This is a genomic window from Enterobacter sp. ku-bf2, from assembly GCF_001742765.1.
GTDB lineage: Bacteria > Pseudomonadota > Gammaproteobacteria > Enterobacterales > Enterobacteriaceae > Enterobacter > Enterobacter quasiroggenkampii.
The window spans coordinates 239,189-261,418 of the sequence record NZ_MDVW01000019.1 but is presented as its reverse complement, the minus strand read 5'-3'; the positions used below and the strand labels follow the sequence as shown (position 1 = coordinate 261,418).

General features: G+C 49.2%; 40 protein-coding genes and 1 pseudogene. 13 read left to right on the top strand and 28 right to left on the bottom strand.

Features of this window, described 5'->3' with window-relative positions:
* Positions 1-2: 2 nt before the first annotated feature.
* From BFG58_RS18625 to BFG58_RS18495, 28 genes and pseudogenes are all read right to left on the bottom strand, one after another.
* Complete coding sequence (locus tag BFG58_RS18625; protein WP_069720292.1) at positions 3-2,129, bottom strand: portal protein; 2,127 nt, start codon at positions 2,127-2,129, stop codon at positions 3-5.
* Positions 2,130-2,131: 2 nt separating this feature from the next.
* Positions 2,132-3,592, bottom strand: a complete 1,461-nt coding sequence (locus BFG58_RS18620) for a terminase family protein (RefSeq protein WP_069720291.1) — start codon at positions 3,590-3,592, stop codon at positions 2,132-2,134.
* Entirely contained in the window at positions 3,543-4,082 is a 540-nt protein-coding gene (locus BFG58_RS18615; protein WP_069720290.1) for a hypothetical protein, read from the bottom strand. The genes BFG58_RS18620 and BFG58_RS18615 overlap by 50 nt, the downstream gene beginning before the upstream one ends.
* 8 nt (positions 4,083-4,090) lie before the next feature.
* Complete coding sequence (locus BFG58_RS18610) at positions 4,091-4,423, bottom strand: DUF1737 domain-containing protein (RefSeq protein WP_069720289.1); 333 nt, start codon at positions 4,421-4,423, stop codon at positions 4,091-4,093.
* Entirely contained in the window at positions 4,423-4,566 is a 144-nt protein-coding gene (locus tag BFG58_RS24125) for a hypothetical protein (protein ID WP_175430182.1), read from the bottom strand. Before BFG58_RS24125 ends, BFG58_RS18610 begins: the two co-directional genes overlap by 1 nt.
* A 1-nt stretch (position 4,567) precedes the next feature.
* Entirely contained in the window at positions 4,568-4,807 is a 240-nt protein-coding gene (locus tag BFG58_RS18605; RefSeq protein WP_069720288.1) for a DUF2560 family protein, read from the bottom strand.
* Between the two features lie 722 nt (positions 4,808-5,529).
* A complete protein-coding gene (locus tag BFG58_RS18590; protein WP_069720285.1) occupies positions 5,530-5,817 on the bottom strand; it encodes a hypothetical protein in 288 nt (95 codons plus the stop codon).
* Positions 5,814-6,044: a hypothetical protein gene (locus tag BFG58_RS18585; RefSeq protein WP_069720284.1), complete on the bottom strand. Its 231-nt coding sequence runs from the start codon at positions 6,042-6,044 to the stop codon at positions 5,814-5,816. The genes BFG58_RS18590 and BFG58_RS18585 overlap by 4 nt, the downstream gene beginning before the upstream one ends.
* Positions 6,041-6,574 (bottom strand): glycoside hydrolase family protein, encoded by a 534-nt coding sequence (locus BFG58_RS18580; protein WP_368072909.1) that lies wholly within the window; start codon positions 6,572-6,574, stop codon positions 6,041-6,043. Before BFG58_RS18580 ends, BFG58_RS18585 begins: the two co-directional genes overlap by 4 nt.
* Positions 6,483-6,710 (bottom strand): holin, encoded by a 228-nt coding sequence (locus tag BFG58_RS24460; RefSeq protein ID WP_074170492.1) that lies wholly within the window; start codon positions 6,708-6,710, stop codon positions 6,483-6,485. The genes BFG58_RS18580 and BFG58_RS24460 overlap by 92 nt, the downstream gene beginning before the upstream one ends.
* A 577-nt stretch (positions 6,711-7,287) precedes the next feature.
* Positions 7,288-8,052, bottom strand: coding sequence for an antitermination protein (locus tag BFG58_RS18575; protein ID WP_069720283.1), 765 nt, complete (start codon positions 8,050-8,052; stop codon positions 7,288-7,290).
* Positions 8,053-8,140: 88 nt separating this feature from the next.
* Positions 8,141-8,353 carry a hypothetical protein gene (locus tag BFG58_RS23975; protein ID WP_139125325.1) on the bottom strand — a complete coding sequence of 71 codons (213 nt, stop codon included), beginning with the start codon at positions 8,351-8,353 and terminating at the stop codon, positions 8,141-8,143.
* Between the two features lie 79 nt (positions 8,354-8,432).
* Complete coding sequence (locus BFG58_RS18570; RefSeq protein ID WP_069720282.1) at positions 8,433-8,618, bottom strand: hypothetical protein; 186 nt, start codon at positions 8,616-8,618, stop codon at positions 8,433-8,435.
* The gene (locus BFG58_RS18565; protein WP_069720281.1) at positions 8,606-8,872 is read right to left on the bottom strand and encodes a hypothetical protein; all 267 of its coding nucleotides are present in this window, start codon (positions 8,870-8,872) and stop codon (positions 8,606-8,608) included. Before BFG58_RS18565 ends, BFG58_RS18570 begins: the two co-directional genes overlap by 13 nt.
* Positions 8,873-9,036: 164 nt before the next feature.
* Positions 9,037-9,642, bottom strand: coding sequence for a recombination protein NinG (locus tag BFG58_RS18560; RefSeq protein WP_069720280.1), 606 nt, complete (start codon positions 9,640-9,642; stop codon positions 9,037-9,039).
* Between the two features lie 119 nt (positions 9,643-9,761).
* Complete coding sequence (locus BFG58_RS23525) at positions 9,762-9,947, bottom strand: protein NinF (protein WP_083261530.1); 186 nt, start codon at positions 9,945-9,947, stop codon at positions 9,762-9,764.
* Positions 9,934-10,401, bottom strand: a complete 468-nt coding sequence (locus BFG58_RS18555) for a phage protein NinX family protein (RefSeq protein ID WP_069720279.1) — start codon at positions 10,399-10,401, stop codon at positions 9,934-9,936. Before BFG58_RS18555 ends, BFG58_RS23525 begins: the two co-directional genes overlap by 14 nt.
* Position 10,402: 1 nt before the next feature.
* The gene (locus BFG58_RS18550) at positions 10,403-10,630 is read right to left on the bottom strand and encodes a hypothetical protein (protein ID WP_069720278.1); all 228 of its coding nucleotides are present in this window, start codon (positions 10,628-10,630) and stop codon (positions 10,403-10,405) included.
* Between the two features lie 424 nt (positions 10,631-11,054).
* Entirely contained in the window at positions 11,055-11,504 is a 450-nt protein-coding gene (locus BFG58_RS18540; protein ID WP_063858612.1) for a DUF1367 family protein, read from the bottom strand.
* Between the two features lie 15 nt (positions 11,505-11,519).
* Positions 11,520-11,738: a hypothetical protein gene (locus BFG58_RS18535; protein WP_139125324.1), complete on the bottom strand. Its 219-nt coding sequence runs from the start codon at positions 11,736-11,738 to the stop codon at positions 11,520-11,522.
* Positions 11,739-11,980: 242 nt separating this feature from the next.
* A complete protein-coding gene (locus BFG58_RS18525) occupies positions 11,981-12,178 on the bottom strand; it encodes a hypothetical protein (protein WP_254665207.1) in 198 nt (65 codons plus the stop codon).
* Between the two features lie 176 nt (positions 12,179-12,354).
* The gene (locus BFG58_RS18520) at positions 12,355-12,816 is read right to left on the bottom strand and encodes a hypothetical protein (protein ID WP_069720274.1); all 462 of its coding nucleotides are present in this window, start codon (positions 12,814-12,816) and stop codon (positions 12,355-12,357) included.
* A complete protein-coding gene (locus BFG58_RS18515) occupies positions 12,813-14,186 on the bottom strand; it encodes a replicative DNA helicase (protein ID WP_069720273.1) in 1,374 nt (457 codons plus the stop codon). Before BFG58_RS18515 ends, BFG58_RS18520 begins: the two co-directional genes overlap by 4 nt.
* Entirely contained in the window at positions 14,183-14,989 is an 807-nt protein-coding gene (locus tag BFG58_RS18510) for a replication protein (protein ID WP_069720272.1), read from the bottom strand. Before BFG58_RS18510 ends, BFG58_RS18515 begins: the two co-directional genes overlap by 4 nt.
* Before the next feature lie 28 nt (positions 14,990-15,017).
* A pseudogene (locus tag BFG58_RS18505) lies at positions 15,018-15,155 on the bottom strand (ClpX C4-type zinc finger protein); the annotation flags it as partial.
* A complete protein-coding gene (locus tag BFG58_RS23970) occupies positions 15,148-15,294 on the bottom strand; it encodes a DUF2740 family protein (RefSeq protein WP_139125323.1) in 147 nt (48 codons plus the stop codon). The pseudogene BFG58_RS18505 and the gene BFG58_RS23970, both read right to left, overlap by 8 nt.
* Positions 15,295-15,330: 36 nt before the next feature.
* Positions 15,331-15,630 (bottom strand): CII family transcriptional regulator, encoded by a 300-nt coding sequence (locus tag BFG58_RS18500; RefSeq protein ID WP_069720270.1) that lies wholly within the window; start codon positions 15,628-15,630, stop codon positions 15,331-15,333.
* A gap of 107 nt (positions 15,631-15,737) precedes the next feature.
* Positions 15,738-15,953 carry a helix-turn-helix transcriptional regulator gene (locus tag BFG58_RS18495; protein WP_069720269.1) on the bottom strand — a complete coding sequence of 72 codons (216 nt, stop codon included), beginning with the start codon at positions 15,951-15,953 and terminating at the stop codon, positions 15,738-15,740.
* A gap of 118 nt (positions 15,954-16,071) precedes the next feature.
* Between BFG58_RS18495 and BFG58_RS18490 the strand changes: the two genes are divergently transcribed.
* The 13 genes from BFG58_RS18490 (at position 16,072) to BFG58_RS18450 (ending at position 22,230) form a co-directional block, all read left to right on the top strand.
* Positions 16,072-16,734 carry a LexA family transcriptional regulator gene (locus BFG58_RS18490; protein WP_069720268.1) on the top strand — a complete coding sequence of 221 codons (663 nt, stop codon included), beginning with the start codon at positions 16,072-16,074 and terminating at the stop codon, positions 16,732-16,734.
* 359 nt (positions 16,735-17,093) lie between these two features.
* Positions 17,094-17,384, top strand: a complete 291-nt coding sequence (locus tag BFG58_RS23515) for a hypothetical protein (protein ID WP_083261526.1) — start codon at positions 17,094-17,096, stop codon at positions 17,382-17,384.
* Between the two features lie 8 nt (positions 17,385-17,392).
* A complete protein-coding gene (locus BFG58_RS23965) occupies positions 17,393-17,734 on the top strand; it encodes a hypothetical protein (RefSeq protein ID WP_139125322.1) in 342 nt (113 codons plus the stop codon).
* A gap of 36 nt (positions 17,735-17,770) precedes the next feature.
* The gene (locus BFG58_RS18485; protein ID WP_069720267.1) at positions 17,771-18,046 is read left to right on the top strand and encodes a hypothetical protein; all 276 of its coding nucleotides are present in this window, start codon (positions 17,771-17,773) and stop codon (positions 18,044-18,046) included.
* Between the two features lies 1 nt (position 18,047).
* Positions 18,048-18,200 (top strand): hypothetical protein, encoded by a 153-nt coding sequence (locus tag BFG58_RS24120; protein WP_175430181.1) that lies wholly within the window; start codon positions 18,048-18,050, stop codon positions 18,198-18,200.
* 212 nt (positions 18,201-18,412) lie between these two features.
* Positions 18,413-18,583 (top strand): hypothetical protein, encoded by a 171-nt coding sequence (locus BFG58_RS24115; RefSeq protein ID WP_172621903.1) that lies wholly within the window; start codon positions 18,413-18,415, stop codon positions 18,581-18,583.
* 84 nt (positions 18,584-18,667) lie between these two features.
* A complete protein-coding gene (locus tag BFG58_RS18480; RefSeq protein ID WP_069720266.1) occupies positions 18,668-18,976 on the top strand; it encodes a hypothetical protein in 309 nt (102 codons plus the stop codon).
* Positions 18,973-19,875, top strand: a complete 903-nt coding sequence (locus tag BFG58_RS18475) for a recombinase RecT (RefSeq protein ID WP_069720265.1) — start codon at positions 18,973-18,975, stop codon at positions 19,873-19,875. The genes BFG58_RS18480 and BFG58_RS18475 overlap by 4 nt, the downstream gene beginning before the upstream one ends.
* Positions 19,859-20,341, top strand: a complete 483-nt coding sequence (locus BFG58_RS18470; RefSeq protein WP_069720264.1) for a siphovirus Gp157 family protein — start codon at positions 19,859-19,861, stop codon at positions 20,339-20,341. The genes BFG58_RS18475 and BFG58_RS18470 overlap by 17 nt, the downstream gene beginning before the upstream one ends.
* 308 nt (positions 20,342-20,649) lie before the next feature.
* Complete coding sequence (locus BFG58_RS23510) at positions 20,650-20,823, top strand: DUF2737 family protein (protein WP_083261523.1); 174 nt, start codon at positions 20,650-20,652, stop codon at positions 20,821-20,823.
* Positions 20,820-21,308: a hypothetical protein gene (locus BFG58_RS18460; protein ID WP_069720262.1), complete on the top strand. Its 489-nt coding sequence runs from the start codon at positions 20,820-20,822 to the stop codon at positions 21,306-21,308. Before BFG58_RS23510 ends, BFG58_RS18460 begins: the two co-directional genes overlap by 4 nt.
* Positions 21,305-21,955, top strand: coding sequence for a hypothetical protein (locus BFG58_RS18455; RefSeq protein ID WP_069720261.1), 651 nt, complete (start codon positions 21,305-21,307; stop codon positions 21,953-21,955). The genes BFG58_RS18460 and BFG58_RS18455 overlap by 4 nt, the downstream gene beginning before the upstream one ends.
* Positions 21,952-22,230, top strand: coding sequence for a hypothetical protein (locus tag BFG58_RS18450; protein WP_069720260.1), 279 nt, complete (start codon positions 21,952-21,954; stop codon positions 22,228-22,230). The genes BFG58_RS18455 and BFG58_RS18450 overlap by 4 nt, the downstream gene beginning before the upstream one ends.

Sequence of the window (22,230 nt, the reverse complement as noted above, 5' to 3'; positions counted from 1 at the left end):
GCTTAGCTCGGCATTGAGTCTGCCGGTGACTGTGGTGATGTAGGGATTTGTGATTGTTGCGATTGAAGGACTTCATTCAGGAGCTTGATAGCATCCATGACGCCCTGTTTGTTGATGTGTTCTGCCTGAGAAAGCTTGTAAACAACGTTAGCCTGGCTTTCCTGTGCATCCTGCTGCGCAGTAAACGCTTTGATGAGCGTGTTGCGCGTTTCGTTGTCTGCTTTCTTCTCTTCGGCTTGTGCTGCAACCAGATTAGCCTGTGCAATGAGCATTTCGGGGTTAGGCTGGTTGGCTGCTGCCTGCTGTGCCTGCATGACAATCTGCTGCTCTTTCTCGTTTCTCGGCTTAACAATGCCTGAGGTAAGCAACTGGTTGCGGTTGTACTCTTTGAAGTCATCCAGACCTTCACCATCGATGTTATCCAGGATGATTCCCTGAATAGCAGGACGCATAGGGTCGTTTGGTAGCATCGTGCTGAGGACATTCGTCAGAACGGATACGGTTGCATCACGTCTGGCTGTGTAGCTTGGACCAACATCAACAGTTACATCGTAACGACCTGTGGAAAGGTCATTCAGAGCAACTACTCGACCAGTCTGGCGATCAACTACCTGCGCATTCATTAAGGCGATGTCGTCAGTGCCGTCCTCGTTGACAACGCGAACCTCACGGTCTGAACCATAAACCTCGCGAGCCATCGACAGCCAGACTTCACCTGCACGCTTAAGGCTCTTAGCCATGTTGTCCAGGTAGATGAACGATGCCATGTCAGATCGGTTCATCAGGTTGTTAACTGTCTCCTGGGCAACGTTGCTAGGCATCTGCTGCATTGCCTGGCTGCCACCGGTTACTTCCTGAATGTCTGCGCTGGTCTGCTGGAGTAACGCGGCAAGAGCCTGGTTCATGACTGCTGGTTGCGTATATCCTGCTGGCGTTGCACCTGCGATAATGTTTCCGGCTTTATCCTTCACTTCACGTAATGGCAGGAACGCAGGACGTTTCTTATTGCGAGCCTCCCAGTGCTTCTCAAGGCCTCGTATCTGCTCCATGCCGACAATAGGAATCTGCCCAGGGTCTTGCGCAGCAGTGTCGGCCAACATAGAAACCTGAAGGTTGTAGAGCCGCTGCGGGTCCATCGCTTTTGCAATGTGACCCTCTACACGCTCTATGTCGTCAATGAACCAGCGCTTGCCATACACAGGGATGAGCGGGATATGCTCACCGGGAATGCGGCGAGGCTTCTCAAGGAAGTTCTGCCCATCAACCACTGAGACATAGACGCGGCGACGCTTAACAGAACGACGTGCAACCTCTTCGAAACCTGCAATGGCTAACTCATCCTGAATATCTTCAATCTGGTCGCTGTCGTAGGTAGCAATCTCTCCAGTTAGCGGCTGGCGATAGCTGATTACGTCTACCGACTCTTTGCGCACTTCGTAGTACTTGGCGATGTACACAACTTCAGGCTCGAACCAGTCATACTCCCAACTGGTCATCGTCGTTACATCAAGCGATGCGGGAGGAGTCTTGCCATATTCCGCTTCGTACTTCTCGGGAGAGAGCGAGTACATGCAAAACGCCCACATAGCGTCTGACTTGTCGTACTTCTTAGCGTCAGGATCAAACCAGACAGAGCGTGACGGGTCGTAGATGGGCTCAATAGCGATGCGTTGGCGCTCATCCATCGGGTCATACTCGTTGACCAGCATCGATGTTAAGCGGAAGCAGCCAAAGCCACCTGTCGCAGCATCATCAAACGCGTTATCGCAAGCCTCGCCACCGTCAGTCTCTTCGTAGTCTGCGCGGAACAGGCCGTTGAGCTTATTGGCTAACTCTTCGCTGGCCTCTTTGTCACCAGGGCGAAACTTAACGGTGATACGGTTGTTTCGGTATTCGGCGATGATGCGGTTAAGCTCGGTCGCTACCTTGTTAATCTCAAACTTTGGGTACTTCTCAAACTGATCATCAAGCTTGGTTCCCGCTGCCGTTGCTCCTTCCCATTGACCGCCAGGGACACGAGCGAATCGCGTAGCCTCAATGCACTTTTCGCGCACGTCTTGCTGCGGCGTATAGGCGCGGTCAAACCTGAGCATGACGCGCTCATGTTTTTTCTCTAATGTCTCTGCCATTTTTACCAACCGGAGGATGAGGGAACGTAGACATCCTCTTCAACTGGAGGATTCTTTATATCTGCAAAACGAATTGCATAGCGACGCATCATGTAGGCGTAACGGACGGCATCGAGAATGTCGTCGCGCACCTTCACAATCTTTCCTTTCTCGTCGCGGTGATAGAAGTTGTACTCTTCGAAGAAGTCACGCAGGCCAGAGAACACTCTGAACTTACCTCTTCGCATCAGGTCGTATATCTCGAACAATCCAGGCTCTACTGCTCTGCTGCCATCCTCCCACTGAGCATGCTCTGGAAGCATCTGGAATCCAGCTTCTTCGTAATATGACTTCTGCTGTAGTCCGGAGCCTTTCTCTGTCTGCAAGCCATCAGGAGGCCATGCAGTAGGAACATTGTCAGCCCATGCCTTAACGGCGCTGAATGCTTCTGCTGGAGATACCTGCCGCGCCTTGTAAGCGCGAGTGAGATAAAATGCTTCGTTCTCAATATCCCAGGCTAATTGCACATGTGCCTGCGGGTGATCCCAACCAAAGTCCATGCCATCAATAACAAGCCAGTGGTCAGGGATAGGAAACGGATCGCACTTAATGAAATCTTCGCCAAGGTCATAGATGCGACCATGTCCGAGCATTGGTATGCCCTTAGTTCGCATGTCCTTCTGGTGTGGAGGATAGGATTCAAGCAGGTCTTTCTTGACCTTCTCGCTCAGGTGCGGAGCATCATCCCAGCCAACGTTCATGCAATGCTGACCAGATGATGGGTTATCCATGAAGGCGATAACCAGGTCAGTTCGTCCGTTCTCTGGGGTAAACGTCAGGATGCCGCGACCACCATTTCCTTTGTCGCCGGTTGCGGTACGAGTAAGAACCTGCGGATAAATCGTCGCGTCCTTTGGCTCTTCATCGATATGGAACCAGTCGACGGCATCACCCATCAGGGCGTGTTGACCTTGCGAGTATGACCAGAACTGAATCTTTGCCAGCTGTCCTGACTTGTGCCTTATGTATGCTGAACGAACTGCATTAGGCGTGCCCTGCATTGGCTCAGTATCGACAATCAACTCTCCGGGGATTAATCCTCCTTCCCATCCATTGTCAGTACGCCGACCAAGAATAGGTGTCTGCAACAGGTCGCGGCATTTCTCACCAGAGTATCCAAGGCACCAGATGAGCGGTGCGTTGTCGAACTTATGGCCATCCCATCCTTCAGGGTAATCACCCATTGCATGTATAGCGTCGATGCCTGTGCCGGTATCGGTCTTGCCAGTACGGTTAGCTGCGATTAATGCAACCTGAGTGAATTGAGATGTTGCTGCGATGAATTTCTTTTGCCATGGATAGCGTGACTTGTAGAAGCGTTTATAACGGTATACGTTTTCACGCCGCTGCTTTTCTTCTAGAAGTTGAATTAGCTCAATCTTCTGCTCTCTGCTCAGATTGTGCCGAGGCGGAAGCTTGTCCATTTTCTAACTCCGTAAGTCTTCGATCAATTTCATCGTCACTTAGATTTTCGAAATGATGGGTATGAGCCACCTCTTGCTTATCTCGCCACTGGTCTTTCTGTCTGTTCTTGAGCCAGAAGATTGCGGCGGTTGTATCTGCTGGCGCATGACGTTCAACATCAACCACTTCAATTTCTTCTTCGTGCTGGTCAACCTTAAGTTTGAACGCCTGCTGCTCGACGTAGTTATATCCAGTTGCCTTTTGGTACAAGCTTCTTACTACTCGCTCATCGGCAATTTCCTTGGCGGCTTTTATGGAGTTGCAAAACTCTTCATGCTCAAGTTTCCAGCGATAGATAGTTGAGCGATGCACATCAAAGAAATCAGCAAGCTCATCATCTGTAGCGCCCAGCAAACAAAGCTTCTCTGCCTGCGCTGCATACTCAGGTTTGTACTGAGTAGGCTTGCCGCTGTTCCCTTCGGCATATTTGTTATCTTTGGGCGCTGCCATAAATCACCTTAAGCCTTAGTGAATGCTTGCGCGTACTCTACTGTGCGACCTGGACCCATCTGAATGACACACAGGTCACCGATAGGCAGGAAGCCTGCAGTAATCTTCGCGTTGCATTTAGTGGTGAAGTCAGCACGATCCCGGCTTGTCACGATATCGTAATCAGTAACCGCTGTGCCGCCTGTCGCTACCTGCTGGAAGTATTCAACCTTACTGGTAGTAGCGTGAACGCCTTTGATGCCGCCATTGGGATATTGAGACGCAGCGATGTGGCCTTTAACAACCGTAACGAGATTAGCGACTGAGCCTGCCGTTGCTGTCTGGATAGCAGTAATAGCCATTACTTAGCTCCTTTCTTGGGTTTCTTTTTGCCAGCCTTGTTCATGGCAATTGCGATAGCCTGGTCTTGCGGTTTCCCGGCTTTCATCTCGGTCGCGATGTTCTCGCTGATTACCTTCTTCGACTTACCTTTTTTAAGTGGCATGTCAGACTCCAGTATTGAAAAGTGCTAACGCTTCAGTGGCGATCTGAATGGCTTTATCAGTTCGTGCTACAACAGGCTCACTAGCAGCTAATGCATAACCATCGATGAACAGCTCGTGTTTGAGCTTGTCGCCACCAACGAATGCGATCGCCTTCTTCGCTGCAGCCGTATCGCGCTGAGTAAGTCGATACAAGCTCAGATTTAATTCATTCACATCTGTGATCGTGGTAATGTTTGCCATTTTTATTCCTGTTTCAGATATGGAAGGAAGTTACTAAACATACGTTCTAGCATGTAGCAGTACGTTTCGTTTGCCGCGCCTGTGTCCACGGTTACGCCATAGTCATTGCATATGAAAAATGTCGCATGCGCGCACTCGTGAACTAAAGTCGATTCCTTTCCATTGAACACGCCAAGCATGTATATATTTTCGTTTGTCGTTTCATTCTCAAAATGCCTGCACAAGCCATTCAGAGATTCTATTTTGTCAGATGACGCCCCAATGAAGTTCATTGCCTGCCTGAATTCATCTCTGCTCCTGCAAAGATAAATCCTTCCGCTATCAAATAGCGGAACGCAGTAACTAGGCAACTTAGGCCATTTGGCTTTTGCCATTGGTGGCTCCGTTGTTTTTTATCCCGTTGTGGGGATGAAAGATAGAATCAGGATGATTGATGAGGCTGCCAGTGTGATGACAGATGCGAATGCAAGCGCGTAGTGCACGAAGGTGACCAATCTGTCTTTGGCTGAGTGCTTTGGTAGAGGGTGGTTCAGAACGTCATCGCGTATAAGTGACATTCCGTAGAGCAGTGTTATTTCACGCTCTCGTTTTCGCATAGTGAATCCCACTTATCGTTGTGGGCGTTGATAGCCTTCACTGTCCTGGAATCCATCACGTCAGGATCTTTACCGTGTGTGATAATCGGCCCGAATGCAGTGCAGGCTGAATCAACGTTGATGTACTTAATCGTTGGAGTGGTACTTTGATCTGCGCATGCGGTCACGAGCAGCGTCATCAGAAAGAGACTGATTCGTTTGATCTGCATCTTTGGAAACCTTAATGATGGAGGCTTGCTTATCATTGGCTGCTTGAGATTGTTTCACGGCTTGGTTAGCAGATTCAACATCAGCCTTTGCTTTCGCTTCTGTTGTGCCTTTGCTTTTGCCAGTGAACCATGCGGCCAGCACAGCTACGATTATCCCGCCGATTCCTAAGATTAATTGCCAGCCTGACGATAGAAGTTCAGTCATTTGCCATCACCTTTATCATTTGGTGGCTTCTGAAGGGTAATTCTCGACAGAACACCAACAGCCATCAGGACAATTGCCCCTATGCGCATCCAGCTTGAGGGGAACTCTGCTTTCCATTCAGGGGGGAGCTCAAACCAGATAGTCGGAAGAGCACCAAGGGCCAGAATCACCTTTGTTGAATTCCATCTCCACCAGTGTCGCCAGTCATCAACGAGTCGAAGTTTCATAGCAGCCCCGCATATGCAGTCATTTCACCTGTGCGCATTACTTCTGCATGACGCTTAGCGCGATTAGGTGTTTGCTTAGCCCACAGGCTTGATAGCATTCCGTTTGCTGCGCCTGCATAGTTTCCTGCCGCTATCATTGCGAGCGTGTTCTTGAATCCTGCCAGACCGTTAACACCCATCTGGTAAGCCATGCTTATCAGGATGTCGAGGCGTGCCGGGTTACAGGATTTCATAGCAGCAACAATGGAAGGGTTGGCATTCATCTTGCCGATGGTGGTTTTGACGACTGACTCAAGCCATACATCACCAACATCTCGCGGAACGGTGAAGGTGTAATTGCTTAACGAAGCGCCCTTAGGGCCAATCTTGATACCGCAAGCCACTGTCGGATAGCCTTCGGTATCAATGTAAGGTTTTTCACGATAACCCTCTTCGTAGTTAAGCAGGGGGATTATTTGACTCATTGCGCCGGTCTCCGTACTGCATCCGTAGAGCGTTTTCTTCTCGGCGATCTCGTTTTCGTTGGTAATGGAGATTAATGGCGAACGTAAAGACTGCCAGAACGAAACCGCCGAGAGCCAGCCATTCATTTAATGACATACTCCCCGCCAGAAAGGTTGCCCCAGATGTGGTGTAAGCAGCGGCAGTGGTTACTTTGTCTGCCATATTTTTCATTCCAACCTCCAGAACATCAGGAGGATTTGTTCAAATTAGGATTAGGGATGATGGTGATCAGAACAAATCCAGGATACATTTTGCGGTAACGTGGTTTGTTCGTGACTAAAGGCATGAGCAAATCAGGCAAGAGGCTGTTCGAGCAGTCTCTTGCCACCCATTTTCACGAAGCCCGCCATTGAGCGGGTTTTCTTTTTTGCAAAGCGCACCGGCACCGTAGCCACAGCGGATAAGGTGAGGGTATTGTCTGTCTGGTATTTGGTGGGATGCGCTTTCAGAAAGGTCGTGCTTAAAACGCAAAAAGCCCCGAGCTATTAACTCAGGGCCTTGATGGTCACTCTCGCAACCAGTACTGCCTAGACACTTGCAGACCTCTCAGCCTGCGATGGTTGGAGTAGTCACGCAATCACGTGGTTTTACCAACTAGGCGGAATCGGTGGTGAGCCCCGCCTCTGTTATCTCACCGCCAACGAAGTCAGTTACCCATCGTTAGAATTCAGATTAAACAAATTTCGCCACTTTGTAAAGTGTCATTTCTACAGAAATCCGTTTCTGTAGAAAATATTTACTAGCGAGTGACTTTGCTCAACATCTGATTTGCGTATTCCTCCTGCTTAATACACTCACCAACCAGGCTTTCGAAGAAGTCCTTGTATGCCCTGCGCCATGTAGTTTCTGGCACATCAATCACCGTTGCGCAGATATATTGCCTGACCGCATCGGGCAGTAATCGAGCATAACCTCGCCCATTGCAGCGCTTGCATGTTTTATATGCAGGCACTCCGCCCTGTAGAATAGTTTTCTCTTTGTCTACTACCACACCTTTCCCGTTGCACTGGCATGCATTAGTCAAAACTCCCTTCCCTTTGCACTTATGACACAGCACCTTCACCGTTTCCTTGCGCTCAGTCAGATACGGCTGGCCGATGCTTTTCATCGTCATGACTTCAGCATCGACGAACTTCTTACCGGCGCAGCAATCACAAGTTCGCGTACTGGCAGCGCTGCGGGAATAGTCAGCAAACGCGAATGTTGCGAGCACTTGCATTACTTTTTGCTTAATATCATTTTCGAGCTTACGTAAGGCGGCAACCTTATCGCAATGCTCAAGTGCATATTGGGTCAGCAGTTCAATAGCTTTCTCACGGTCATTGCTGCTGATTTCCATCTTCCCTAAAAACGCAGAGAAGCCCAAAGGTGCTCTACTCTGAACCATTCCACCCGCTGCCATTACATCCGTACATGAAAGCGAATCAGATGCGGTTGCTCGTGGGGAATCGCTAATTTGAACGGTCTTGGCAGAATGGAATTTCACAAAGTTTTCCAGATTCATGCTTGAATCCCCTTTCCTCTTGCTAAATTCATCTTGTCCACACAGTCCTGAATAGACTTCTTTTGTTCAGGTGTCAGTTTTTGATAAGTCAGCATCTTTGAATCGGTTCGTTACCTGTTTCTGAATATGATTCATGGTCATTTGCAGGCAAAAAACCTTCATCCAGTGCGGAGAAAACCTGCTCAACCCAATGACTTTGATAATCCGCATTTTTAGGTTCATCGTGAAATTCTCCAGATTGTGTATGGCCAGGCGATGCCAGCGAAAAGCGATATCCATTTGAGATTGGTTTTATAGCCAAGCTCTTTCTGCCTGGTATGCGTGTATTCAGTGGTCATTCCGGCCATGAACGCATAGGCGATGAGAAGTAGAGTGATCATCTAGGCTGCCTCCGGGTCATGGTCTGGCTTATTCGTTCCGAGCCGGTTACGCACTTCCCGCAGCTGCTCCCGTACATACTCAAGACTTCGCTCAAGCTCCTGCTCTTTGCCAATCAGCACCTGCTCGTTATGCATGTCTCGCTGACGCTGCCATTTGACTTGCTGGATGTTAGTTACTGAGCACATACGGATTCTCCTACTAAGCTGTCTAACTGGCGACGCATCATCTTCAGCGCTCCATCAGGGAACGGTTGACGGGCTAAACCTGCGAAGATGGCGCGGATTTTCTTGTCGCGGATGCGCTTGAGTAACTCGTTTACTGTTGCGCGGATAGTTGCATTAATCTTGCGGTCTTCGAGCTGGGCGAATCGAACGGATAGCTCCACTGTGACCAAAGCGTCCAGATATTCCTCACAGACTTCTCTGCTTATGTCTGTCATGGCCTAACCTCTCATCAATCGTTTAAGCATTCTGTATTTTTCGGCGTATCGAATAGCTCGTATCTTTATTCCAAGCGCCCTTTTAAGCCGCTTATGCCTTACCGCCTCCATGATGAGGAAACAGAACACGGCAACGAGGTAGATTGTTAGGCACACTACGTTTGTCATGCTGCCTCACTTCTGCTGTCACGCAGGCATTTGAGCTTCTTCTGAAACTCCGTCTTAATCGCCTTGCACTCTTCGGTAGTCCAGCGATGGCGCTTATGGTCAGATTCGATTTCGTCTAAAGCCGCATGCCCGATGCGTTCGATGAGCATCACGCGATAAGGAACCAGGTTCCCGCTCTTGTGCTGATTGCACACAACGCATTGCTTATGGATATTGCGTTCATCAAATCGGAGTTGAGGTGCCGCAGCAGTTGTCCGGTAATGCCCGGCATCCCACTGAGCAGACGTGAACGTTCCGCACGAGATACATGGTAAGTCGCGGTCTCTTTCTCTGATGAAGGCGTTTACTGCTTGTTGGGCTTGTTTAATCCAGTAACTGCGGGGTTTTAAGGCGAGCTTTCGAATCTTTAACTTGTCTTTCTGCTGCTGATATTCTCGTCGTCGTTTCTTGTCTGCTGCTTTCTGTGCTTTTTCTCTCTCCTTGCTTCGTCGCTCTATTGCTAATTCAGTTCCGTGTTCCGGACTGCACCACCACTGATTTGAGAATGCAGGATGGAACCACTCATTGCAGACTTTGCATTTACGCCTCGGCGGCTTTGCCATTGTTGGCCTCCTTTGCACATAAAGCACAAATTCGCTCACGCTTCGGCCCCATAAAGTTATGGCCGCATTTTTGACATGGACCGTAGTACAGGCCTGTCGGATGGTCACGTTCAGAGCGCTCAAGCATCATCATCTTCCTCCGTCATAAATCCGTTAGGGTCGCGATACGCTATTGCCAGAGAGGCACATTCTTCACAGCAATGAACCTCGCCATCTGATAGCTCCTTCGTGCATCCAGCGCACAACGTTCGACGTATGCTCTGCTGCTCGTATGATTGGGCTTCTGATTGGCTAAGGGTGCACATAGCATTTACCTTCGCATTGATGGCAGGCTTTATGCTCAATACCGATGTTTTCCCCATGGTCAATTTGAATGAATCCATTGCCATCGCAGAAGGTGCATTTATTGGCCTTCATGAGGAACGCGATCATTGCCGTTTTTAGCGGCTCTTTCTCGCTGCCATAGTGAGACTCACCTGTTTTGGTGATTGCCTTACACCAGGCGTTTTGCGGAGGTTCGTTGCCGTCTTCATCGAAGATGATGCTGATTAAGTTGTCCTTGATGATAGGCCACGCGTCTGAAGCGTTATTGCAGTAATCCTTGTAGTCCGTGTAATCAAAATAATCGTTTCCCAATTCATTTTTGACGACATGCCAAATGTATGGGTGATCCGCTTCTGGCCAGTCCTTAACCTCTAATCCCAACGCTATCGCTACAAGTTTGTTAATTTCAAAATCTGATAACTGTGAATAGTCCATATCAATGCAACCTCGCTGCTGTGGTTTCTTCCGGTTCCTGTAACTGGATAATCATGTCGGCATCTTCGAACTGGTACATGTAGGCTTCCGCGCCATTAACCTCTATCCTTCCCTGAACATATCCGGCTACCCAGTTCATAATCATTCCGACAGAATCAACGCCGTCTCCTTCCATATCCTCAAGAAGGTCAGCGAGTCGGTCTGCGTAGTCATCGTCTAAGCTGCTCATAGCTAACTCCACATTCTGGATTGATACTGACTCCTACCCTTTGGCTCGCTGGCGTACTCTGGAAGCAAGGCAGAAACCACCCATAACCGAGGGTCTGCACTTAGCGTTCGTTGAGTTTTTACGTTGCGGGATTGGTAGGCGGTGATTAACTGAGTTGCTTCTTCGGTAGTAAGATTTAAGTGATGAAACCAGGTCATCCGCATGGCGTTATCCTGATAACTGGCTTTGCGAAACTCTGTCCGTTAAGCGTTTTTTCTTGCTCACGGAAGAGACCCATTTTTTTATCGACCCACGGATGCGCTATCACCCTGTAGAGATAGTGAAGCTCTTCGTGCTGACTAATCATGGTGAACTTATGCCCGTTGCGAACAAGGCAGAATTTCACCCCTGGCGGGATGTCTCTAACTCGTAGGCTCATAAATCCTCAAAAGAAGTTGTAGAGCTGATTCAGCACGTTCTGGTCTTTCGTCTTCCCAAACACATGCTTGATAGCTGCGTTAATCATGGCGCTGTAGCAACGCTCGAATTCATCTGCCTCCATGCTGCCGTATGACAGGCTTTTAGCCTCAGCCCTAACCTCTCCACGAATGTTCGTCACCATGTCGTAGAAGCCAGCCAGAATAGTCAGGTCTTTTCTGAACCGGTTGAACTGAGTGGTTTCGTCGGCATGTTCAAGGCCAGCCTTGTCAGCAGCCCAGTGCTGAAAGCAGAAGTTGAAGAACGCGAACATTTTTCGATGAAATGCTGGATTGCGGGTTAACTTGAATTCGGCAGTGTACATCTCGCCGTTTTGAAACTTGGTAAGGCGGGGGAGGTCATGCTCAAACGCCGGAGCGAATACTCCCCCTGCAGTCTTGATCATCTCGATTTGCATAAATTGGCCTCATACTCACTCCTTCACTTTGATTTCAGCTGCGACCGCTGCTTGCCACCCTCTCCATGCAAAGAACAAAGCATCCGCGCATGTTGATCCGTCGTAAATGTGGTCTCCGCCTATGTAGTAACCAGTCTTGTCATCGCCAATAAAGGTTGCCTTTTCCAATGTCTCTTCAAACCACTCATAGTCTGCACACATTGCGCTCTCGAAAGCCTTTCTTGATTCGTCCATATTCCTCTCCATCACAATTCATTCCCCATCACATGCGGAACCATCCCGCGACGTTCGAAGTACAGCCGAGCAAAGCCTTCCGCGACCTTTTCGTTTACCTCTATGCTTTCCCATTCAAGGATGTTAATCAGGCCTGAGCGCACGAATGGGAAGTTGTACCAGCGGACTCTTCGAAGGTGAGTTGCGTTGTACATCAGATTGTCACCAATAATGAATTTGTACCTCTTCATCACTCCTCTCCATCAATGAACCTGCTCGCCAATTGTCATCTTCACGCGCATGGTTCCGTCATCCCACTCGTGAAGCATCTCGGTTTTACCAACGCTATCCAGATAGCCGCGTACAAAGCTGAGGCAATAGTTAACGCGGTCTTCACCTGCTGCATGCACTGCCATCATTGCTTCATGAAATAACTTGTCTGCTTTCTTCTTGTTCATCATTCCTCTCCATCAGCGTGCTGGGGTGTTAGTTAAGTTGCGTAAATGTGTAATCGTCGTCATGTAGCACTTCGTCATGCACATAAACAAAGCCACCTTCTTCTGTCATGTAAACCACTCCAAATTCATCTCGCTCTGGCTCAATATGACGCTGGCAATATGGGCAATAATGCGCGTGTTCAGATGGCTCGCTCACTTCGCACCTCTCTCAATCTCTGGTTGATAAATGCAGTCAGTGGGTTAGCTGCGCCAAAGTTAAATACCGGCTTCTTGCTGTATACCCACGCGTTTTTATGGCACCAGTCACGATGGAGCTCGCCTTTTTCATGAAGGTGCTTGAGCATCTTCGTAACCAGACGCTTGTCGATTCCTGTTGCGGTTGATATCTCAACTGCCATTCCGGTTTCATGCTCGTCCAAATAGCGAAGGACGGCTTCTGTGCGCTCATGATGAAGTGACGCTAACCGGTAATACTTCACGCTCTTACTTATGCGCTCAATCTCAATCTGACCGTCTGCGATAAGGTCACGCAGTAGCAGGTTGATATGTGATTTCTGGCATCCTAGGAGTTTTGCGAATTGTGCTGCTGAGGTGGGAATGTTTGTTTCAAGGTGGTTGAGTATTTTGTCTCGTGTGTTCATACATCTGCTCCTGAATATCGCCGGCCTTTTTGTGGTGGCTGGCTTGCAGCTGTGCATTTCGCTCTGGCCTCAGTCTGGTCGCATCCAACAAAGTGTCCATTTCTGAATCCCTGATACACGGTACCCAGGGAGCCAAACCGGTTTTTCGTCACGATGATTTCTGCGTAAGGTGCGGCCGGGCTGTTTTCGTCATACACAGCCTCGCGATACAGCATGATGATTGAGTCAGCATCCTGCTCGATACTGCCTGAGTCGCGCAGGTCTGCGTTGGTTGGGCGTTTGTTCGGGCGTTTCTCAACTTCTCGTGAAAGCTGGCTGAGCGATACGACAGGGGTTTTAAGCTCCTTCGCCATAGCCTTCAGGCTTCCGGAGATGTGGGCAATAGCCAGGTCGTTTCGTTCTGCCTTTGGCTTCTGAATGAGGCCGAGGTAGTCAGCCATGATTAGCGACAGGTGTGGATTCTCCTGCTTCACGCGTTCTGCGATTGACCTGATTTCCTCAACAGTAAGGCGACACGCATCGACCACCCAAACATCTAGACCTGCAAGGCGCTTCATACCTTCCGCCACCCTTCCCCACGCTTCGTCGTTCATGCGCGTTGGGTTTCTCAGTGCGCTAACAGACATCATCCCTGCACCGGCAATGCTTCGCTCTGCAATCTGCAGTGCGCTCATCTCCATCGAGAAAATCAGCACTCCGCGTTTTTGCTCTGAGTTAGGCAATGTCCTGCTTGCCACGCTTTCTGCCAGCTTGAGAGAGAATTCCGTTTTGCCCATGCCAGGTCGCGCTGCAACGATGATCAGGTCTTCGGCGTTAATCCCACCAAGGATTGCGTCAAGCTCGTCGATACCTGTCTTGAGGTTGTCTGACTCTTCACCGTTACGCAGGCGCTTATCAAGCGTTTCAGTGTAGTCTGTGATGATATCGCCAAGGTGGACAGGTTTAATCTCGTCACGTGGCTTCCTGATGGCTGACAGGCGCTTCACAAGCTCATCCATAGCCTGTCCTGACGTATCGATGGTTCCGTTCTCGATAGGGTCACGCATCTCGCTAATAAGCTGCAGCACAAGGCGGCGATGATAATTATCAGCAACCATGCTGGCATAACCTTTCAGGTTTGCAGCGCTTGGGCATGAACGCGCAGTCATCATCACGTCGGTAGCGTGCTCATCACCGCATTCCTCAGCGACCATCAAAGCGTCAATCAGGTTTCGATTACGAGCTTGCTTGCAGATAACCTCAAAGGCTTTCCGATAGAGCGGGATGGAGAATGCTTCCGGCTCAAGCGTAGCCAGAACGTCTCCAGCTGCAGGCGTTAATCCACCCAGGAGAAGTCCGCCGATAACGCTGGCCTCGATATCCTGTCTCATAGTGTTCCCTCACGAATTTTTGTTAATACTTTAGGGCGAAGCAGATAATCAAAATCAGCGGACCAGCCGCGATCGTTATCGCCAAAGTGGAAAGGTCTTGCCATGCGCATAAACGCATTGACGTATGCCTTGAAGCCATCAAGGTTTTTTGTCGCCAGAGACCCGATAAGTGTTTTCAGCTTGCGCTTTCTCTCAGCGTTGGCTTCTACAGCGTGAGGAAGCCTGTCACCAACGATTTCGTTATAGGCATCTAGGTACTCTTCGTAGTTGATGCGAACAGTCTTTCGTCTTGCAGGTTTAACCGGCGAGCGGTCATCGCAAGATGACTGTGTGTTTTCTTTTCTTTCTGTCTTTTGAATATTGTCTTTTGTGTTTAGCTGAGTTGGCTTATACCCATTAGCTGACTTGGCTAATGTTTTATTAGCCGTCTTAGCTAATGTTAAGCTGTCTTGGCTAATCCACTCTGAGACCACCTTGTTAATGCCAATTCTCACGCCGTCTGCAATGAGAAACTTGCGCTCAATCAGTTGGCGTTTTGCTGCGCAGATATGCGTGTGGTGAATGCCGGTCATCGCTGCTATCTGCGTGTTTGTGAGCCTGTCCATTGGCTTATTGAAGCCGTATGTCTTGCGCATGATAGCGAGCATTACCTTCAACTGCCGGGCGGTTAAATCAGCCATCAGTAAGCTGTCTGTAAGCTCGTTAGCAACACGCATGAAACCATCTTCGGTATCTGCCACGCGATGCTCCACCGCCTCCAGATGAGGCCGTATAGGTGTGACTTTCTCATACGCCAGATTCATCTTTCTTCTCCTTTCCATCTCCTTTAATCATGATTTCGACGCAAAGAAGAATGCATTCATCGCATATAGAAACGCCAGGGCCAGCAATCATGTGCTTAACCTCGAGGTTCGTTTTATCGCAAAAAGAACACTTATGAGTTGGCGCGATTTTTTGAATGTTACTCATGACCTTTCTCCTTCTGCATCAGCTTCACTTTCTCCAACTCAGCCCGAAATCGACCAGGCTGCTTGAAGCTGGACAGGAAGCGATCACGTAGTATGTTTTTGTGCATTTTGTCCTGGTAAGGACTGAGTGTTTTTGCCATAATGATTCCTGTGGTTATTGACGTAACACAGTGTTCTTAGGCCTCGAATGAGTTACCGCTCATCGGGGCCTTTTCTTTTGTGAGATAACTAGCCAGCCGCTTTGTCAGCTCAGCCATTTCCTCGTCTTCGATTCCGTATTCAAGAACCGCCAGCATCATGCTCATGGTCTTGAAGAAGCTGTTCTTCTCCCTTCCCTTTGCCACCTTCATGCGGCAAATCTGCGCTTCGTCTATGCCGGTTAGCTTTGAAAGCTTCGACTGACCAAACGCGGCGATCTTGTTAAGCAATGTTGATTCGATTTGCATTGCTTTCTTGCGATACATTGATTCTTCCATTTGTAATACTTCCTTTAGTTAATAAGTGTTTACGCATCTGTTGATGCGTTGGTTTATCCCCGCATTTCGGCGGGAATGAGGCCAGAGCTGTTAAAGAGCGGTACTGCTTAAGCTGCTTTCAGTTCAGGTGGAAACACATCATCTAACTGAACCTTTGCGCCAAAACTGTTGAGGGCATCAACGAGCTGGCGGCACATTTTCAAATCTGGATGTCGTCGACCCGATTCGTAGTGCCCAATTGCTCCCTGTGTGCACCCAACCTTTTCAGCCAGAATGGCTTGAGAAACCTTCATGGTTTCCCGGATTTTCCGAAGATTACTCATCGGTTCATCTCCTCAGGATGGTACGTAATACAATAATACAAACCGTACTGAAGGATTGCAAGGAGATTAATACATTTTGTGCGTTGTGACTGTTAATACAACCCGTAATAATCGTGGTATGAAAACACCGTGGAACGAACTGGCTAAAGCCAGGATGAAGCAGATTGGGATCACCCAGGATAAGCTTGCCGAAGCTCTTGGAAAAACTCAGGGAGCGATAGGGCATTGGCTAAACGGCCGCCGCGAGCCTAGCATTGATGACATTGCATCAATCATGAAGCAGCTCGGCCTTAAGGAGTTGGTGCTAAGCTCTGATGGGATGGTTGACTATCCAGATTCTGATTTTGGTAATGTCACGAATCCACGCCCTAACACTGAGGTAAGGAGATTCCCTCTGATTAGCTGGGTTAGCGCTGGAAACTGGTGCGAGGCGGTTGAGCCTTATCAGCTTCAAGAGATTGAGGTATGGCCTGAAACAACCGCACATGCAAGCGAGAGATCCTTCTGGCTAACGGTTAGGGGTGATTCCATGACATCGCCTACCGGCCTGAGCATACCTGAGGGAATGCAGATACTTGTTGATCCAGCAATTGAGGCAACGAATGGTCGGCTTGTAGTTGCAAAGCTGGATTCTGAGAACGAGGCTACATTCAAGAAATACGTAGTAGATGCTGGGCAGAAATACCTAAAACCCCTCAACCCCAGCTACCATATGTTCCCTATTGATGGGAACTGCCGAATCATTGGCGTAGTTATAGAAGCCAAATGGCAAGGCCTGTAATTTAAAACTTTCCCCACAAACCCGCTTCGGCGGGTTTTTTAATACCCAAAATTTATTTTCCCTTTCCATTCATACACTTCGTACATTCTCGCAAATTTTAAGTACATATTGTATTGACGATGTTCAGTACATTTTGTATTGTTAACCCATCAGCAGGACGCGCTACTCACCAGGACGGTGAATCGCTCTTTAACATTGATGGGATTGTCCCGCCGAAATGCGGGAACCAAAGAATAGTTGGCTTTGGGGAAGAGAGAGATGGAGCTAAGGGTGCTGCGCATCTGACCTATGAAGTCTCTTAAATTCGTGGATGTCACAGGCTGCGACTCTTCCACCAAAGCCAATCATCGGAGGTCAACATGATAATCGTTACTTACCTGGCTGATGATAACGCCAGAAATCGCCGCAGAGCACGCAGACAAGCTCAACGTGAACAGGCAATGCAGGACGCTTCTCTTGCTCGCCGGGTAGCAAATAGCACATGCAGTACACGCGTAACCAACGCCATTTCGCTTGCCGGAACGCGTCAGAAGGAAGTTGAAGTAATAGCGGTTAAGCAGAATCGCACCTACTACCGGGATGCTAACCCGCTCGGTAACAAAATCCACGCCGTTCAGCGCATGAAGCTGAGCAGTAAGCCACTTATTTGAGGTGCACTATGAAGTACAAAGTTGGCGGAGTTTATAAGTACGCGCTGTGTGAAAAAAGGTTTGTAGTGTTTAGCGTTAATGAAACAGCGGCTGGAACATCCGTTTGGTTGCGTCAATTAGATCAAAAAATACCCGATGATTTTGTTGGAACATGGAATTTAACGGCAGATGAATGCGAAAGTGTCATTGATGTTTCGATGGGGATTTCTTCATTACTTTCTACCGGCCATATGCGTATATCTGACGCTAAAGAAATAATGACGAAGAGATTTGGTTTGAGAATTAAAGGTAGGTCTTTAGTCGACGTAATAAAATCTCTTACAGAAATATCTCACGCACAGGCCGCATAGTCGGCCTTCTTTTGGCAGCAAGCCACAGAGGTGAATATGAAAAGATTTGAGGGAAGTCCAGCGCCTTGGAGAATTAACGGCGTTGATTATCACGATTACGGATTAATCGATGCTGAAGGCGGTGAAATTATGCTTCTCAAGGCTGAGTGTGAACAGGATGACCATAATGCCGCGTTGATAGCAGCAGCTCCTGATTTGCTCGAAGCTCTGCAATCAATCATTGAGCTGCAGACTCGCGGATATGTTGTTCTTGGTGACAAATATACAGGCATGGCTCGCGCAGCCATCAGCAAGGCTCTGGGGGAGGAGTGATATGAACAAGCCAATTCAACCAACAGAAGAGATGATTCAGGCCGGTATTGAGCAGCTTCTTACAGAATTACCTGGCCTTGAGGATGATGTTGATGAGGAGCAATTAAGCGATGTTGTTTGCTTTGTTTGGCAAGCAATGTGGGAGGCTGGTTAAGGCCAGTAGCAGCTGATAGCTAATTCTCTGAGTTAGCTATTGGGTGTAATACCGCACCACATCATCTAAAGGAGACGATAGGTGATGTTCTGATTGATACCCCCTTGTTGTCATCTTAGCCCGGCTTATGTCGGGCATTTTTTTAACCGCATACCCATAGCACTTCATTCGAGGTGTTTTCGCTATGCCAATCAATTTAAAAGGAGCACACCATGCAACAGTTCGCTATTGCAGGGGCGGCATCGGTTCGCCCTTTCGACCCTATCTTATCTGTCCAGCATTCACGCCAGAACATCATCACCGGCGCAGACTTCAAGCAGCCTCGCGTTAAGAGCTTGCTGGAGCGTCTTGTTGAGTTCCTGAATCAAAAGGTGCAGCCGTGACTGGTGCTGAGCAGAGATGGAGTGACGAGGAGTTATATCAACTCCTTAAAGACGTATTTCCGGTTCCGCGTGAGGAGAATAACCATGCGCCTGACGATGACAGACAAAACAGAGATTAAGCAAATCATCGCGAGCTTTAACGACGATGACAATGCAGCGATTGATAAGCAGGTTGAGATGCTGTGCGCGAACATGCGGCCGGTGCTCAACATGCTGGAAGCACATAAACCTGACGACCACACGAAAGCGGCTGTTGAGTGGCTTGGCGAAGACGACTGCAGCTATCAGGAATTCGCTGGCGAGGTTATGTGGGACATATTCAGACCGCGCGTAGAAGTTGAGTATGCGATCGGCATTTTCCTGCGTAGGCACACATTTGGGGAAGCAGCATGAGCAATATCGTTGAGTTCGTTAAGCAGCAGGAGCCGCTATTCTGCGGCGCACTGACAGAACAGACAGTAACATGGGCAAAGGAAAGCCAGTTTGCAATTCAGTACTTCCAGAAGAATGACTTCCTCGCCAAAACCGCCCTATCCAACCCTACCAGCGCACAGAACGCGATCATCAACGTTGCAGCCATTGGTATCACGCTGAATCCGGCGAGCAAGCTAGCGTATCTGGTGCCGCGCGACGGCATGGTGTGTCTCGATATCAGTTACATGGGATTGCTGCATCTGGCGCAGTCTACAGGCTCCATCAAGTGGGGTCAGTGCAAACTGGTGTACTCAGCCGACACCTATGAGTCAAACGGCCTTGATAGCGCTCCTACGCACAAATACAACGCATTTGGTGAGCGTGGCGAAGTTGTCGGCGGTTACTGCACAGTTAAGACTGCTGACGGTGACTACCTGACGGAAGAAATGAGCCTGGCAGAAATTAAGGCAGTGGAAGCTACCAGCAAGGCGAAGAACGGCCCATGGAGAACATTCTGGGAAGAAATGGCGCGTAAGACCATTGTCAAGCGTGCCAGCAAATATTGGCCTAAGGCTCAGCGCCTGGATAACGCGATTCACCTGCTCAATGAGGATGAAGGCATGCATCAGGAGCCTGTTATGCCGCATAAGTCAGAGGAAGATATCCGTGAGGATGAGCGCAAACGCCAGCAGGAAATCATCGAGCACGTACAGGTGCTTTGCGATGAGATGGCACTGGCTGAAACCATGGATGACCTTAAGCGCATCTTCGCTGATGCTTACAGGCGCACTGCCGGCATGAAGCTACAGCAAAATGTCCAGGCGATTTACTCAGAGTGCAAGTCAAAACTGGAGGCCGCCAGTGAGCAAACTGTATGAGATTGCCAACGATTACGCGAGGCTGATGGATGCCGACTTTGAAGCCGACGAGATAGCCGACACACTGGAAGGTATGGAAGGCGAGCTTACAGATAAGGTTGAGCAGTTGCTTGCTATCTGTAAGAACGAAACCGGATATGCAGAGCGCCTCAAGGAAGAGGCTAAGGCACTCAATGAGCGTGCGGCAGTAATCAACAACAAGGTCGATAGCATCATGACCTACATAGCTAATTCGCTTGAGATGATTGGCAAGAAAAAGATTCGCGCTGGCATCCATCAGGTAACCGTTCGCTCTCCTGTGGAGTCGGTAGAAATCACAGATGAAGGCTCCCTGCCACCTGAGTACGTTGAATATGTCACTACGGTCAAAGCCGACAAGTTAGCTATCAAGCATCAACTCAAGGCCGGTAACGCTATTCCTGGCGCATCACTCAAGCTCGGTAAGCCAACTCTTCTCATCAAATAACCAATGCGAAAACTAAACGTCACTCCTGAAGAAATGAAGGCGGTGTGCGGCCGTATGGTCGCGCCCCGCGCAGCTGACCAGCTCGGCCTTACGTTAGCCCAATTCTATTACCTCGCTCAGAAGTATTCGTTATCTACAGCCTGCACACAGAGCCCATGGAGTACTCAAGACGAAGAGACGCTAGCCGCTCTTTATCGCCAGGGATACCTGCAAAAGGACATCGCCGAAATGATGGGCAGAGGTTACACGGCTGTCAGGTCAAGAGTTACAAGGCTTCGCAAGCGAGACATGAACATGAGGAAAGCAGCATGATCGGAAATTACTACGACCCGTTTATCACTCCCAATGAGTTAATCGCCGGACACCGCTTCAAACCCATCAACGATATCCCACGCGAAGAAATGCTGAAGCGTCAATCATTCCCAAGCGTGAACGAGAACAAATTCCTGACAGCGTGGTTAAACCAGAGGGCGAAGAAATGAAATCATTTGAAATGGAAGGCTTTCTGCGTGGCAAGTGCTTACCGGGCGACATGAAAGTCAACGAAACGAACACCGAGTACCTGGTGCGTAAGTTCACAGAGCTAGAGCAGAAGCTTGCAGAGTCTCAGCGCGAGTTCCGTGCTGCTGATGCGACTATCGAGAATCTGCAGATGCAGCTTGAGAAGCTGGCTGCGGAGAATGCCTGCCTGAAACAGAGCATCGAAGAGGTGGCAGAGGCATTTGAAACCGGTACTGATGCCGCTCTTGCTGCTGCTGTTGACGAGTCTTTAAACCTGCTCACTCCGGAAACTGATGCGGTACTGAAAAGGATTCAGGCGCAGGGTGTGGAAATGTTTGCCGCACATAAGCGAGAGCGACAGCAGGCTCTGCGCAGCCGAAGCATGAGGATGTCTGAAGAGGCTGCTGGCATGGCCGCAGATGCTGAGAACTTCGCCGACGAGCTTCGCAAAGGAGTGCAGTCATGAGCGATAGATTTTACATGCTTTGTACTCGCGAAACGGTTGGCAGTAACGCGTCATTCCACTGCCACAACGGCAACGGATATAGCTCCAATATCGACCGCGCCCACGTGTACACCCGTGAAGAAGCTCAAAGAAGCTGGGAATTGGGTAGAGAGATTGATCAGCCGGTTTGCGCTGACAGTGTTGATTCCATGGCTGTCTGGCATGTCGATTGTCAGTACATACCTACCGAAAGCGTTATTGAGCCTGGATGTGAGTCCTATGTTGCATACAAAAAAGGCAGTTGGAACGGTAACGATGTGTACTGGTTGCAACATGGAGGCCTTCCAACTGACGACTTCAGTAAGGCATTCGTTTTTGTTTCCGCCAACACGGCAGAGCCAGGCATTGTCTGGATTCCTTTCGCTTTGGCCGATAACGCTAAGCGCCGCACGTTCAGTATAAATGAGTTTAACCGGCGCACCATGGTTCAGGCGGCAGGGTTGGTCATGCCTGATTGGTTGAAGAAGCACAATCGAAAGAAAAAATCTCGTAGTGGAAAAGTTCGTTGGAATTGCCCTTGCTGCGGAAAGATTAGCTGGCAGTTCAACCCATACGATTTTGACGGTTGTCGTGACATTGAATGTGAAGGATGGAGGGCCGCCCAATGAGCAACATCGACAAACAATGGCTGCAGCAGAAAATTGCCGACATGGAAGCTGCCCGCGATGAAATCCCGTTCGGCCTGGACGAAGACGACAGCAACACCCTGGCGGCGCTGCGTATCGCGCTGGCATCGCTCGAAGCGGAGGCTGTGGCGTGGAGACATTTTCAGGAAACTCCAACTGATGGCGGTTACTGGGTTTTAAATGATTACAAGCCCAACTGCTCAGGCGTTGAGCCGCTTTACACCGCCCCTACAGCGCCGCAAAAAACAAAGGAGTAG

Excerpts from the sequence above, each read along its gene's own strand:
- BFG58_RS18625 (WP_069720292.1), bottom strand. The coding sequence starts at position 2,129 with ATGGCAGAGACATTAGAGAAAAAACATGAGCGCGTCATGCTCAGGTTT.
- BFG58_RS18620 (WP_069720291.1), bottom strand. The coding sequence starts at position 3,592 with ATGGACAAGCTTCCGCCTCGGCACAATCTGAGCAGAGAGCAGAAGATT.
- BFG58_RS18615 (WP_069720290.1), bottom strand. The coding sequence starts at position 4,082 with ATGGCAGCGCCCAAAGATAACAAATATGCCGAAGGGAACAGCGGCAAG.
- BFG58_RS18610 (WP_069720289.1), bottom strand. The coding sequence starts at position 4,423 with ATGGCTATTACTGCTATCCAGACAGCAACGGCAGGCTCAGTCGCTAAT.
- BFG58_RS24125 (WP_175430182.1), bottom strand. The coding sequence starts at position 4,566 with ATGCCACTTAAAAAAGGTAAGTCGAAGAAGGTAATCAGCGAGAACATC.
- BFG58_RS18605 (WP_069720288.1), bottom strand. The coding sequence starts at position 4,807 with ATGGCAAACATTACCACGATCACAGATGTGAATGAATTAAATCTGAGC.
- BFG58_RS18590 (WP_069720285.1), bottom strand. The coding sequence starts at position 5,817 with ATGACTGAACTTCTATCGTCAGGCTGGCAATTAATCTTAGGAATCGGC.
- BFG58_RS18585 (WP_069720284.1), bottom strand. The coding sequence starts at position 6,044 with ATGAAACTTCGACTCGTTGATGACTGGCGACACTGGTGGAGATGGAAT.
- BFG58_RS24460 (WP_074170492.1), bottom strand. The coding sequence starts at position 6,710 with ATGGCAGACAAAGTAACCACTGCCGCTGCTTACACCACATCTGGGGCA.
- BFG58_RS18575 (WP_069720283.1), bottom strand. The coding sequence starts at position 8,052 with ATGAATCTGGAAAACTTTGTGAAATTCCATTCTGCCAAGACCGTTCAA.
- BFG58_RS18570 (WP_069720282.1), bottom strand. The coding sequence starts at position 8,618 with ATGTGCTCAGTAACTAACATCCAGCAAGTCAAATGGCAGCGTCAGCGA.
- BFG58_RS18565 (WP_069720281.1), bottom strand. The coding sequence starts at position 8,872 with ATGACAGACATAAGCAGAGAAGTCTGTGAGGAATATCTGGACGCTTTG.
- BFG58_RS18560 (WP_069720280.1), bottom strand. The coding sequence starts at position 9,642 with ATGGCAAAGCCGCCGAGGCGTAAATGCAAAGTCTGCAATGAGTGGTTC.
- BFG58_RS23525 (WP_083261530.1), bottom strand. The coding sequence starts at position 9,947 with ATGTGCACCCTTAGCCAATCAGAAGCCCAATCATACGAGCAGCAGAGC.
- BFG58_RS18555 (WP_069720279.1), bottom strand. The coding sequence starts at position 10,401 with ATGGACTATTCACAGTTATCAGATTTTGAAATTAACAAACTTGTAGCG.
- BFG58_RS18550 (WP_069720278.1), bottom strand. The coding sequence starts at position 10,630 with ATGAGCAGCTTAGACGATGACTACGCAGACCGACTCGCTGACCTTCTT.
- BFG58_RS18540 (WP_063858612.1), bottom strand. The coding sequence starts at position 11,504 with ATGCAAATCGAGATGATCAAGACTGCAGGGGGAGTATTCGCTCCGGCG.
- BFG58_RS18535 (WP_139125324.1), bottom strand. The coding sequence starts at position 11,738 with ATGGACGAATCAAGAAAGGCTTTCGAGAGCGCAATGTGTGCAGACTAT.
- BFG58_RS18525 (WP_254665207.1), bottom strand. The coding sequence starts at position 12,178 with ATGATGAACAAGAAGAAAGCAGACAAGTTATTTCATGAAGCAATGATG.
- BFG58_RS18520 (WP_069720274.1), bottom strand. The coding sequence starts at position 12,816 with ATGAACACACGAGACAAAATACTCAACCACCTTGAAACAAACATTCCC.
- BFG58_RS18515 (WP_069720273.1), bottom strand. The coding sequence starts at position 14,186 with ATGAGACAGGATATCGAGGCCAGCGTTATCGGCGGACTTCTCCTGGGT.
- BFG58_RS18510 (WP_069720272.1), bottom strand. The coding sequence starts at position 14,989 with ATGAATCTGGCGTATGAGAAAGTCACACCTATACGGCCTCATCTGGAG.
- BFG58_RS23970 (WP_139125323.1), bottom strand. The coding sequence starts at position 15,294 with ATGGCAAAAACACTCAGTCCTTACCAGGACAAAATGCACAAAAACATA.
- BFG58_RS18500 (WP_069720270.1), bottom strand. The coding sequence starts at position 15,630 with ATGGAAGAATCAATGTATCGCAAGAAAGCAATGCAAATCGAATCAACA.
- BFG58_RS18495 (WP_069720269.1), bottom strand. The coding sequence starts at position 15,953 with ATGAGTAATCTTCGGAAAATCCGGGAAACCATGAAGGTTTCTCAAGCC.
- BFG58_RS18490 (WP_069720268.1), top strand. The coding sequence starts at position 16,072 with ATGAAAACACCGTGGAACGAACTGGCTAAAGCCAGGATGAAGCAGATT.
- BFG58_RS23515 (WP_083261526.1), top strand. The coding sequence starts at position 17,094 with ATGATAATCGTTACTTACCTGGCTGATGATAACGCCAGAAATCGCCGC.
- BFG58_RS23965 (WP_139125322.1), top strand. The coding sequence starts at position 17,393 with ATGAAGTACAAAGTTGGCGGAGTTTATAAGTACGCGCTGTGTGAAAAA.
- BFG58_RS18485 (WP_069720267.1), top strand. The coding sequence starts at position 17,771 with ATGAAAAGATTTGAGGGAAGTCCAGCGCCTTGGAGAATTAACGGCGTT.
- BFG58_RS24120 (WP_175430181.1), top strand. The coding sequence starts at position 18,048 with ATGAACAAGCCAATTCAACCAACAGAAGAGATGATTCAGGCCGGTATT.
- BFG58_RS24115 (WP_172621903.1), top strand. The coding sequence starts at position 18,413 with ATGCAACAGTTCGCTATTGCAGGGGCGGCATCGGTTCGCCCTTTCGAC.
- BFG58_RS18480 (WP_069720266.1), top strand. The coding sequence starts at position 18,668 with ATGCGCCTGACGATGACAGACAAAACAGAGATTAAGCAAATCATCGCG.
- BFG58_RS18475 (WP_069720265.1), top strand. The coding sequence starts at position 18,973 with ATGAGCAATATCGTTGAGTTCGTTAAGCAGCAGGAGCCGCTATTCTGC.
- BFG58_RS23510 (WP_083261523.1), top strand. The coding sequence starts at position 20,650 with ATGATCGGAAATTACTACGACCCGTTTATCACTCCCAATGAGTTAATC.
- BFG58_RS18460 (WP_069720262.1), top strand. The coding sequence starts at position 20,820 with ATGAAATCATTTGAAATGGAAGGCTTTCTGCGTGGCAAGTGCTTACCG.
- BFG58_RS18455 (WP_069720261.1), top strand. The coding sequence starts at position 21,305 with ATGAGCGATAGATTTTACATGCTTTGTACTCGCGAAACGGTTGGCAGT.
- BFG58_RS18450 (WP_069720260.1), top strand. The coding sequence starts at position 21,952 with ATGAGCAACATCGACAAACAATGGCTGCAGCAGAAAATTGCCGACATG.